Consider the following 11,806-nt stretch of genomic DNA (forward strand, 5'->3'; position numbering starts at 1 on the left):
CTACTGAGCGAACCTGAGACGACCGTTAATGCGCTGTTCAGGCCGGTTGGCAGAACCATGTGCCCAGCGCACGCGCCCGTGTGCTGGCGTGGCGACCCTGCCCGGTGGACAAGGCCCAGACGACACAACCGCCGGGCCGAATGAGCAATGCGTCGTAGTCCACCCGGTCCGTCCGTTTTCCATACCCGGACCTACGAGCAGAGAGGCCGACAGTCTCATCAGCAGCTTCTGTTAGAGCCAGTAAGGCGGCAGGGTGAGCGGCGGCATCCCTACGCACCTTCCGACTGGACCACCAGCCGGGTCAGCATCGGTCCGGACACCACCGATCCTGCGAACGCCTACACATGCACTTCCCCTGGAAAATGAACCTCGCGGCCCAACCTGACAAGGTGTCAGCAAAGCCAGCATCAGGTCAGCAAGAGTCCTGCCACAGCCGCCCACGGACAGCCACACCGTAGAACCGCCAACTGCGCCGTCCGAGCTGGCCATCTGTTGGGACGCTTGCCGGCAAGCAGGCGGAAGACAAGGAGAACAGCCCGACCACCTCCCGCCCCTGCGGCCATCACTACAGAAGCGTTTCCACAGGTCAGCGCACCCTTCCTCGCGGCTTCAACGGCACCGTCGGCAGTACCGGTGCGGGCAGCGGAGCACCGTCGTAGTCCTTCACCTCCCCGAACCGGGAGCCCTCTATCCAGTCCCGCCGCGCCTGTACGATCTCCTCCTGCGACCGTCCGATCCAGTTCCAGAACAACCGGATGGGGCCCATTGCGCCAGTGGCTGTTACGCCACTTCCCAGAGACCGGCGTCAAGGGTGCGCGCGGCCTTGGTGATGCTGCCGGACATTAAGGTGCCGGTAGGTGCGGTACGTCTCCTCGATCGACTTGTGTCCCATCCACTCGGTCACGTCGGTGATCGGGATGCCTCTGCTTAGCGCGTTGGAGGCGAAGTAGTGCCGGAAGCCGTACCTCCCCATCCCGTCCACGACGGGCAGCTTCTCGAAGAGCGTGCGGACGCCCCGGCGTTCCATCGGCACCGTGTAGTACCCGCTCGGCCCCCGCAGTAAATATCCTTCCTTCATCGTGCCGTGCTTCTCCCTACGGTGTTCGATCGTCTCTCATACCGAGCGGGGCAGTGGCGCCTCACGGAACTCCCGCACCTTGCGATGCTTCAGCTTCGCCGGCCGGTACGTGTTGGAGTGGATCTGCTCGTGCACCCGGTACACGTCGTCCGCCACCACATTGTTGACGTTCATGGCCCGAGCTTCGCCGTTACGCGGTCCGCACCCCGCCATCAACACGGTCTCCAGAGAAAGGTCGTCACCCGCGACAGCCAGAGCCTGCTTCAGATAGGCCAGGTCGGGAACGACCACCCTCTGGCGAACGTACTCCGGCTCCTGCACCCCCTTGACCGGATCATCCGCCACGACCCCCTTGTCGTAGGCATCCCGCAGAATCGCTTTGCGGGTGCGCAGGATGTTGACCTGATTCCCCCGGCCGACGCCGTCGGCTTTCCAACTCGTCCAGGAAACGCTCCACCACGATGGGCGATGGGAGTCACGGATATCAGCTTCCGTGAAACCAAGCGCGGAGCGACATGGACGTTGATGGAGCTGCTGACATGCTCGCCCGTGGAGTATGCGGTCATCCGGCGCTGCCGGGGCAGCCACTGCTTCGCGTATTCCGCTACCGTCTTCTGCCCCAGCTCCCTGCGCGCTTCCGCGACGGACGGCGCCGTACGCTTCTTCTCCGCATGTATTTACGTGAGGCGCTCGATCGCATCGTCCTGCGTGTCGAACCCGCCCTCCTCGACCTGCTTCCCCAGACCGTTGCGGAAACGGATCGTGTATGGGTGCGGGCACGCGGCGGTAACCAGGCCAGCAAGCCAGGACACCCCGCACCCAATGCTGACCATTTGCTGACCTGCGCGACCCCACTACGCCTCTGACCTGCACAAACGTCCAGATGCTAGATCTTGGACTTGAACAGAGTACGCAGCACTGTGGACTCCTCTAAGACGGCTCCCCGCCAGCTTTCTGCAGGTCAGGGGCGTCCTTCACTGTACACCGGCAGGTCTTCGGCTCGAAGGCTTTCCAGAACATCGTGCGCCGCGGCCCGCAGGCCTCTCACCTGCACGATCCGCGCAAGGCAAGCTGCCGCGGAGCCGTCAACCGGGCGCACGTACCGAAGACTGCCCCGGTCCAACGCTGATTGGATGCCGACTTGCCTGACGAGCCGTCAAGTAACGCTCACAACGACTCCTGCCGCCAAGAACTGCAGCTCAGTGGCCTGGGTCGGCAACGCCTGGCTGGCGTGCCCCACAGGGGCCGGCCCGGGGGGGGCGAGCGAGGTTCGCTCCGGTGTAAGTGGCGGGTCCCCTCCCTGTCGCGAACTCACTGCCGTCCGCACACGGCGAAGCGCGCCCAGCGATCGGGGCCGCTGCAGCAAGTGCAAGAAGCGTGCGCTCCCGACAGGCCGGGAGCGCACGCCCGTTCCGCCGTGCGACCGCGCGGTCAGGCACCGTCGGCGTGGTCGCACAGGACCATGCCCTTGATCGTGTTCCCCTCGGTTCCGTAGCCCGGAAAGGTGAACCAGTTCCGCGGGGCCACCTCCTGACAGGGGACGTCCATTCCGTCGCCGTACAGGACCTTCACCCTGTGGGCGGTCGAGCAGTCGTTGCTCACGAACGTGTAGCGCCATCCCGGGCTGTACGTCAGGCACGCGGGTGCGGGGGTCTGGCCCCCCGCACTCTCCTGGGACTCGGCGTGGGCTACCGTGGCGGGCGTCGCCAGGGCCAGAGCCGTCGCGCACGTCACGAAAGTCGAACGCACAAACCGCTTCATTAGAGTGCTCCCCTTCACTTTCTGAACGGACATCCTCAGAGTACGAGGGTCCGGGAGGGGCATGAAAATATTGCGGCAAGTTCCAGCAACTTGCGGCGCCGGTTTCAATGAACCCAGAAGACGCGGCTCCTTATAAACACGCAGCTCAGCGGCTCGGGTCGACATCACACCGCAGGATGACAGGACACAGCCGGACGGATGAACCCGCGAAGCCAGCAGGGTTACTGCCGGATGAAGCAGCATGTCTTACTCCTGCCACCAGGCGGTGTTGCCGTCGACAAACGAACACATGGCTGCGCTCAGTGAGGCAGCTGCGACAAGACCGAAAGCTGTCGTCCCTCCCCCGTTCCGGGTGCCGGTCCCCACATACGGAAGTGCCCGTACCGGGCTGCCGGTACGGGCACTTCGTGGGCCGTTTCCTGTCAGCGCGTGAAGACCGCCACGGTGCGGCCCGGCACCTCGAAGGTGCTGGTGCTCTTCGTGTAGGTGGCCGTCCTGACCACGCGGTCAGCACCGGCGGCCTGCACCGGATGCAGCCGGTAGGTGCCTCCGCCCGGTTCCGACAGCCGCTGGGACTGCCGGTCGGGCGTGGCGTTGAAGACGATGACCAGGTCCCCCAGTCTCATGGTGATCACGCCGGGTGTCTCGTCCTTGCCCGAGAGCGGGAAGGAGAGCGCCGACTGCACCTGGGCGGCCGTGTCCAGAGAGAAGGCACTCTCCGTGGTACGGATCCTCAGCAGGTCCCGGTAGGCGGCCGAGGCGCCCTGGATCTGCGGGCAGCCGACCTTCACCGCACCGAGCAGGGGCTTGGCGTAGGGCCACTTGGCCTCGTTGTCGGCGGCCGACGGCAGCCCGCGGCCGAAGCCGTTGCCGTCCGCGCAGTTCCAGTGGATCGCGTTGTACCAGTCACCACTCTCGAAGGAGTTGCGGTCCAGGGATTTCGAACGCAGCAGGTCGGTGCCCGCCTGGGAGAGCGCCGGGCCCTGCGAGAGGGTGGCCGTGGCCATCGACAGGATCTGCATGCGGGCTCGGTCGTCGGCGGACGTGTCCGCCGGGAGCTTGTACGCGAGCGCGTCGAACAGGGTCTCGTTGTCGTGCGCGTCGGCGTAGGCGAGGGCGTCGCCCGGGGCGTCGGCGTATCCGGCGGGAGCGCCGTTGTAGTCGACCTGGGAGCCCTTGACCTCCTTGCCGCCGGAGTCGATGAAACGGTACTGCCGGAGATTGCCCGTCAGCCCCACCTTGATCAGGTCCTGGTAGCGCAGCAGGCGGGCCTTCTGCTCGGCCGGGGTGCCGTTGTCCGCGGCGGGGTTGGGGGCGGTGTAGAGGCCGGAGGCGAAGCCCTGCACGCCGGGGTCGGCGTCGAAGGGCGAGCCGCCGCGCACGGCGTCGCGGGACCGGTCGGAGAAGGTGGCGATGCCGGTGCCGGCCATGTTCTTCTGCGTGGCCTGCTCGAAGCGGGCGTCGTCGGCCACCTCGCCGAAGTTCCAGCCCTCGCCGTACAGGATGATCTTCTTGCCGTCGACGCCGTCCTTCGTGAGGGTCAGCTCGTCGAGGGCCTTGCGCACGGCGAGGATGTTGGCCTTCGGGTGGTGGCCCATGAGGTCGAAGCGGAACCCGTCGACCTTGTACTCCTTGGCCCAGGTGACGACCGAGTCGACGACCAGCTTGCCCATCATGGCGTTCTCGGGAGCCGTGTTGGCGCAGCAGGTCGAGGTGGCGACCGAGCCGTCGGCGAGCAGCCTGTGGTAGTAGCCGGGCACCACCTTGTCGAGGACCGAGGCGTCGGCCTGGCCGCTCGCGACGGTGTGGTTGTAGACCACGTCCATCACGACCCGCAGGCCGTCCTCGTTGAGCACCTTGACCAACCTGCGGAACTCGACCGTGCGCCGCGTCCCGTCCGGGTCACTGGAGTAGGAGCCCTCGGGGACGGTGAAGTGATAGGGGTCGTAACCCCAGTTGTAGGCGTCCTCGGCGGCGGCCTTCGCCACGCACTCCTGCTGCTCGGCGGAGTCGGCCGGATAGGAGGCCAGGTCGCATCCGGGAACGGCCCGGTCGGCGGCCTCCTCCGGAACGGTCGAGAAGTCGAAGACCGGGAGCAGGTGCACGTACGAGGTGCCGGCCTCGGCCAGAGCACGGAGGTGCCTGCTGCCCGCCGAGTTCTTCTCGGTGAAGGCGGTGTACGTGCCCCGCTCGGCCGCCGGGACGGTCGAGTCCTCCACGGAGTGGTCACGTACGTGCAGTTCCTGGATCTGCGCGTCCTTGAGCGGAACGGCCGGGGGTTTGTCCAGCCCGGACCATCCTGCGGGCGCCAGGGACCTGTCCTTCAGATCGACGACGAGACTGTGTGCGGAGTCGGCCGTCAGTGCCACGGAGTACGGGTCGGTGACCTTGTTGGTGACGGTCCTGCGGACCGTCGGGGCCCACACCGTGACGGCGTACCGGTACGGCTTGCCCTTCCAGGCGCGGGATCCGGTCACCGACCAGACACCCGTGCCGCCGTCCCGGCGCATGGGTACGCGCCGGCCGTCCAGCTCGAGGGACACGCTCTTGGCGGTCGGGGCCCAGACGGACAGGGTGGGCCTGCCCCGGTGGTCGAAGACGGGCCCGAGGCGGGCCTTGCGCGCCGCGCCGTAGAGATCGTCCAGCACGCCGGGGATCTGGACACCCGTCGCCGCGAGCAGCGCGCCGTTGGCGGCCCGCTGCGTGGCGATGAGCTGGCCGCGCAGCGCCTCCCGCACCCGGTCCCGGTCACGCGGGTCGACAGACCAGGCGGTGCCGTCCTTCAGGTGCCGGAACTTCGCCTTCTGGGCGTCGCTGAGGGTTGTCGGCACCAGACGCAGCCAGTGCCCCTCGTGGGAGAGGGCGCCGTCCTTGACGGTGATGTCGCCCTTGGGAGCGTACACGAGCTGCTGGCTGGTGGCGTCGGTGGCCTTGACGTTCCACACCACCGTGTCCGCGTCGATCCACTGGGCCTTCGAGGCGCCCAGGTCGAGGTCGGGGGCCGAGCCCACGGTCGGCAGCAGGTAGTCGGCGGTTCCGCCGATCAGCCAGACGTCCTTGCCGTAGGTGGCGAAGTCCAGAGACCGATCGCTGGCGATGTCCTTCTCGTCACCCTTGTGGATGATGTAGCTGAGGGACGTGGCGCCGTCGGCGAGGGGTATCTCGAAGGTCACGCCGAAGCTGTCCCTGCCGACCGGCTGCAGCGGCTTCGACCAGTCCGTCGGGTTCGCCGCACCGGTCCAGGTGTGCAGGCCCCAGCCGTCGTAGTCGCCGTCGGCGCGGTGGTAGTGCAGGACGGCCTTCTTCTCGTCCTGCGGCGGGTAGGCGCCCTCGGGCGCGGTCACCGCCTGTCCGTCCTCGCCCTGCTCGATCCAGACCTCACCCGTCTTCGCCGCCTCGAGTGTGCGCCGCGGACCGTCCGCGTCGCCGTCCTTCTCGACGGTGTAGGTCACGTCGCCGGCACCGTCGGCCAGCTTCACCCAGGCGAAGGCTCCGTAGGCGTCGCGGCCGGTGAAGTCCGCGGTTCCCGCGGACGACTTGAGCTGCCAGCCGTCGTAGTCGCCGTCCGTCCGCCGGTAGTGCACCACGGCGTAGGGACGGTCCACCGCGGTCGGTTTCTCGGGGGCGGGGGGTTGGCCGGCGGTGGTGGCGGCGGTGTCGCTCGTGGTGCGTCCCGCACGGTCGACGACGACTGCCTTGTAGCGCAGCGGCGTCCCGGCACGCACCGTGTCCGGCAGGTGCTGGGTCACCTTGTACGGGGCGTGGTCGGCCGAACCCAGCGTGCGCCAGGGCCCGTCGCCGACCTGGGCGGCGAACACCACCCGGTTCAGCCCGCCACCGTCCACCTCGGCGGAGACCTCCACGTCACCGGTCGCACCGGCCGCCGGAGCCCGCACCGACACGGACGGCCTGGTGGCCGGGGTGGCCAGCGGCCTGGCCGCCTTCAGTACCACCGCGGACAGCGGCGGCACCTCCACCCGCACCTTCCGGTCCGCGCCGCTGCGCACCCGCGCCGACGACCCGTACACCCCACGGAAGTCCATCCCCGCCGAGTACGTCGGCACCCCGACCGTCCGGGCCTCCGCCGCGTTGTTCACCGCGACGACGTACTCCACCCGCTGCCTCGCATCGGTGCGCGAGAACGCGTACACACCCGGGCTGTCGTCCGCGTACCGCTCCTCCTGCACACCGTCGCGCAACGCAGGATGACGTTTTGTCAGCTTGGACAGGGAAGCGATCGCCCTGTACAGCGGATGTGTTGGGTCGTACGCGTCCGAGGCATGCGTGCGCTCCGTGCCGATCTGGTCGTCCTCCAGGTAGTCCGGGACCTTCGACGCGAACAGCGTCTGCCGGGCACCCTTGTCCCCGCCCGGTCCGGTGAAGCCCTGCTCGTCGCCCGCGTAGATCACCGGATTGCCCCGTGACAGGAACATCAGCTCGTGCGCGAACCGGTCCCGGCGCAGCAGCTCGGCATCGCCCGCGCCCGGGTTGTCCTGACTGATGAAACTGCCGATGCGTCCCATGTCGTGGTTGCCGAGGAAGGTGACCTGCTCGTAGGCGTTGGCCTTGTCGCTGGTGTAGCGGTGGTCCTGGGCCAGGACGCCGGAGAGGGTGCTCGCAGGCTTGTCCTGGGAGGCGTAGCCGCGGATGGCGTTCTGCAGCGGGAAGTCGAGCGTGGCGTCGAGCCGGCCCTCGGTCACGTAGGGCGCCGTGACGGCCGGGTCCGAGGAGAGTGTCTCGCCGAAGACGAAGAAGTCCTCGCGTCCCCTCTTCGCGGCGTAAGCGTCGATCGCGGTCGCCCACTGCGTCCAGAACGGCATGTCGACGTTGCGGACCGTGTCGACGCGGAAGCCGTCCACGTCGAAGTCCCTGACCCACCTCTGGTAGATCTTCTCCAGGCCCTTGACGACCTCGGGCCGCTCGGTCCACAGGTCGTCGAGACCGGTGTGGTCGCCGTAGAGGCCGCTCTCGCCGACGAACGTCGAGTCGCCACGGTTGTGGTACATCGTGGGGTCGTTCAGCCACGCCGGGACTTTGGCGTCGGCCTCGTCCTCGTTCACCACGGGCGTATAGGGGAAGCTGTCCCGGTCGACCTTGCCCATACCGGAGCTGTCGTTGAACGGACGTCCTTGGGTGTCGAGGTAGGGATGGGAACCCTTGGGGCGGTAGCCGTACTTCTTCTCGGTGTTCGTGACGGTGTCGGCGGTGTGGTTGGTGATGACGTCGAAGAAGACCTTCATGCCCTTGGCGTGGGCCTTGTCGATGAGTTCAGCGAGCTCGGCGTTGGTGCCGAAGTGCGGGTCGACCTGGGTGAAGTCGGTGATCCAGTAGCCGTGGTAGCCGGCGGACTCGCCACCGCCCTGCACCGGCTTGTTCTTGAAGATCGGCGCCATCCAGATCGCGGTGGTGCCCAGGCCCTTGATGTAGTCGAGCTTCTTGATCAGGCCCCTCAGGTCACCCCCCTGGTAGAAGCCCTTGTCCGTCGGGTCGAATCCCGTCGCGGTCCGGTCGCCGCCGAGCCCTCCGCGGTCGTTGGCCCGGGAGCCGTTGGCGAACCGGTCGGGCAGCAGGAAGTACGCCTGTTCCCGGGTCAGGTCGTGTCGGGCCGGCTCGGCGGCGAGCCGGGCGTCGGACGGCGGACCGGGAGGCCGCGGTGCCGCGGCTGCCTGCTGGGGTGTGCCCAGCGCCGTGGCGAGCAGTGCGGCCACGACGACCGCGGCGGCCATGGTCGTAGGGCGGCCGGCCGTGGGACCCGGCACGGTTCCGTGGTTCGTGCCGCCGGGGCGGCCTCTTCGTCTTCTTCGGCCTCTTCGGTCTGGGAGCGATCCGATCACTTGCCGGTTCCTTCCGGTCGGGTGTCTTCGATGCGCACGCCGGTGGCGCCCAGCAGGGCCCCGTTGTCGGCGCGTTGGGTGGCGATCAGCCGGGCGCGGAGTGCCTGGCCGACGCGGTCGCGGTCCCGCGGGTCCACGCGGAACGCCGAGGCCTGTGCGTACTGGGGGTAGCGGGATCTCTGGGTCTCGGTCAGCTCGGTCGGTACGAGCCGCAGCCACTGTCCCTCGTCGGTCAGTGCGCCGTTCTCGATCGTGAGGTCGCCCTCGGTGGCGTACACCAGTTGCTGACTGGCCACGCCGCTGCCCTCACCCGCCCACACGACGGTGTCGTCACCGATCCAGGTGGCCTCCGCCGCGCGCAGATCGAGGCCGAAGGCGCCACCGGGAGAGGGCGTCAGATAGGTGGGGTCGCCCGCCACGCGCCAGACCTCGTGGCCGTGGAGGGAGAAGTCGAGGGCCTCGTCGTCGGGGATGTCCTTCTCCTGCCCCTTGTGCAGGATGTAGCTGAGGGAGGCGGCTCCGTCGTTCAGCGGCACCTCGAAGACGAGCCCGAAGGGGTCCTCGCGCACCGGCAGGATGGGGTCGTTCCACTCGGGCGGGTCGGCGGACCCCGTCCAGGTGTGCAGGCCCCATCCCTCGTAGTCGCCGTCGGGCCGGTGGTAGTGCAGCACGGCCTTGGTGACGTCCTGGGGCGGGTAGGCGGACTTGGGCCTGGCCTTCAGGACCGTCGTGTTGTTCTGCTCGGTCCACACCTCGCCGGACACGGCGACGTCGAGGACGCGCTCGGGTCCGTCGGGGACTCCGTCCTTCTCGATGGTGAACCGGATGGCACCGGTACCGGAGTCGGGGGTGATCCACGCGAAGGCTCCGTAGGCATCGCGGCCGGTGAACCGGGCCGTCGTACCGTCGGCGGTCCGCAGCAGCAGGCCGTCGTAGTCGCCGTTCGCGCGCCGGTGGTGGACGACCACGTGGTGTCGCTTCGCGGTCGGTTTCTCGGGGGCGGGGGGTTGGCCGGCGGTGGTGGCGGCGGTGTCGCTCGCGGTGCGTCCCGCACGGTCGACGACGACTGCCTTGTAGCGCAGCGGCGTCCCGGCACGCACCGTGTCCGGCAGGTGCTGGGTCACCTTGTACGGGGCGTGGTCGGCCGAACCCAGCGTGCGCCAGGGGCCGTCGCCGACCTGGGCGGCGAACACCACCCGGTTCAGCCCGCCACCGTCCACCTCGGCGGAGACCTCCATGTCACCGGTCGCACCGGCCGCCGGAGCCCGCACCGACACGGACGGCCTGGTGGCCGGGGTGGCCAGCGGCCTGGCCGCCTTCAGTACCACCGCGGACAGCGGCGGCACCTCCACCCGCACCTTCCGGTCCGCGCCGCTGCGCACCCGCGCCGACGACCCGTACACCCCACGGAAGTCCATCCCCGCCGAGTACGTCGGCACCCCGACCGTCCGGGCCTCCGCCGCGTTGTTCACCGCGACGACGTACTCCACCTGCCGCTTCGCATCCGTGCGCGAGAACGCGTACACACCCGGACCGTCATCGGCGTACCGCTCCTCCTGCACACCGTCACGCAACGCCGGATGACGCTTCGTCAACTGTGAAAGGGAAGCGATCGCCTTGTACAGCGGATGCGCCGGGTCGTACGCGTCCGAGGCATGCGTACGCTCCGTGCCGATCTGGTCGTCGTCCAGATACTCCGGGACCTTCGACGCGAACAGCGTCTGTCGGGCGTACACATCGTCCGCCGATCCGGTGAAGCCCTGCTCGTCACCCGCGTAGATCACCGGATTGCCACGGGACAGGAACATCAGCTCGTGCGCGAACCGGTCCCGGCGCAGCAGCTCGGCATCGCCCGCGCCCGGGTTGTCCTGACTGATGAAACTGCCGATGCGTCCCATGTCGTGACTGCCGAGGAAGGTCACCTCGCCGTAGGCGTTGGCTTTGTCCGTGGTGTAGCGGTGATCCTGGGCCAGGACGTGCGCGAGGTCGCGCGTGGGACCCCCGCGCGACGCGTAGTTGCGGAGCGCGGCCTGCAGCGGGAAGTCGAGCGTGGCGTCGAGCCTGCCCTCGGTCAGGTAGGGCGCCATGACGACGGGGTCGGCCGAGAACGCCTCCGCGAAGATGAAGAAGTCCCGCTTCTTCTGCCGGGCCGCGTAGGCGTCCAGCGCCGTGGCCCACTGGGTCCAGAAGGCCATGTTGACGTTCTTCGCCGTGTCGACGCGGAAGCCGTCGATGCCGAAGTCCCGCACCCACGTCTCGTAGATCCGCCGCATGCCCTCGACGACCTCGGGTCGTTCGGTCCACAGGTCGTCGTTGCCCTTGAAGTCGCCGTACAGGGCGCTCTCGCCGGCGAAGGTGGAGTCACCCCGGTTGTGGTACATCGTGGGGTCGTTCAGCCACGCCGGCACCTTGGTGTCGTGTTCGCCGGGGCGGGGGCGCGGCGTGTACGGGAAGCCGTCCACGTCGACCTCGCGCATGCCGGAGCTGTCGTCGAAGGGGCGGCCCTCGGCGTCCAGGTAGGGGAACGCTCCCTTGGAGCGGTAGCCGTACGTCTTCTCCGCGTAGTCGACGGTGTCGGCGGTGTGGTTGGTGATGACGTCGAAGAAGACCTTCATGCCCTTGGCGTGGGCCTTGTCGACGAGTTCCGCCAGTTCGGCGTTGGTGCCGAAGTGCGGGTCGACCCGGGTGAAGTCGGTGATGGAGTAGCCGTGGTAGCTGGCCATCTCGGTGCCGCTCATGGTCTGCACGGTCCGGTTCTTGAAGACCGGGGCCATCCAGAGGGCGGTGGTGCCCAGACCCTTGATGTAGTCGAGCTTCTCGATCAGGCCCCTCAGGTCACCGCCCTGGTAGAAGTGCTTGTCGGTCGGGTCATGGCCGGTCCGCGAGCGGCCGCCGGTCAGGCCGCCCTCGTCGTTGGAGGCGGTCCCGTTGGCGAAGCGGTCGGGCAGCACCAGGTAGAACTGCTCGCGCGACGGGGCGGGGCGCGACGGGGCGCGGGCGAGCGCGTGATCGGACGGCGGTCGCGGGGTCGCGGCGTCCGCGGACGGGGTGGTGGACGGAAGGGCCGGCAGTACGGACAGGATCAGTGCGACGGCCAACAATCGGACGGTTCTGCGCCGGGACGGTAAACCGG

General features: G+C 68.4%; 6 protein-coding genes and 1 pseudogene. All 7 read right to left on the reverse strand.

What is annotated here, in order from left to right; translation table 11 throughout:
* Nucleotides 1–37 precede the first annotated feature (37 nt).
* Nucleotides 38–277 (reverse strand): hypothetical protein, encoded by a 240-nt coding sequence (locus B1H29_RS40140; protein WP_409350932.1) that lies wholly within the window; start codon nucleotides 275–277, stop codon nucleotides 38–40.
* A 309-nt stretch (nucleotides 278–586) separates the two neighbouring features.
* Nucleotides 587–751 (reverse strand): annotated as a pseudogene (locus B1H29_RS04295) (pirin family protein); the annotation flags it as partial.
* A 54-nt stretch (nucleotides 752–805) separates the two neighbouring features.
* Nucleotides 806–1,078 carry a tyrosine-type recombinase/integrase gene (locus B1H29_RS39090; protein ID WP_234393161.1) on the reverse strand — a complete coding sequence of 91 codons (273 nt, stop codon included), beginning with the start codon at nucleotides 1,076–1,078 and terminating at the stop codon, nucleotides 806–808.
* 36 nt (nucleotides 1,079–1,114) lie between these two features.
* Entirely contained in the window at nucleotides 1,115–1,423 is a 309-nt protein-coding gene (locus tag B1H29_RS39095) for a hypothetical protein (RefSeq protein WP_244209020.1), read from the reverse strand.
* A 1,086-nt stretch (nucleotides 1,424–2,509) separates the two neighbouring features.
* Complete coding sequence (locus B1H29_RS37925) at nucleotides 2,510–2,827, reverse strand: alpha-amylase (RefSeq protein ID WP_159027764.1); 318 nt, start codon at nucleotides 2,825–2,827, stop codon at nucleotides 2,510–2,512.
* Nucleotides 2,828–3,261: 434 nt separating this feature from the next.
* Entirely contained in the window at nucleotides 3,262–8,565 is a 5,304-nt protein-coding gene (gene pulA / locus B1H29_RS04310; protein ID WP_055421026.1) for a pullulanase-type alpha-1,6-glucosidase, read from the reverse strand.
* A gap of 104 nt (nucleotides 8,566–8,669) precedes the next feature.
* Nucleotides 8,670–11,771 (reverse strand): alpha-amylase family glycosyl hydrolase, encoded by a 3,102-nt coding sequence (locus B1H29_RS04315; protein WP_055421025.1) that lies wholly within the window; start codon nucleotides 11,769–11,771, stop codon nucleotides 8,670–8,672.
* Between the last annotated feature and the right edge of the window lie 35 nt (nucleotides 11,772–11,806).

Origin of the sequence: Streptomyces pactum, assembly GCF_002005225.1 — a bacterium.
GTDB classification, from domain to species: domain Bacteria; phylum Actinomycetota; class Actinomycetes; order Streptomycetales; family Streptomycetaceae; genus Streptomyces; species Streptomyces pactum_A.

What these genes read in the sequence shown, in the direction of transcription:
- B1H29_RS39090 (WP_234393161.1), bottom strand. Translation starts at nt 1,078, where the DNA reads ATGAAGGAAGGATATTTACTGCGGGGGCCGAGCGGGTACTACACGGTG.
- pulA (WP_055421026.1), bottom strand. Translation starts at nt 8,565, where the DNA reads ATGGCCGCCGCGGTCGTCGTGGCCGCACTGCTCGCCACGGCGCTGGGC.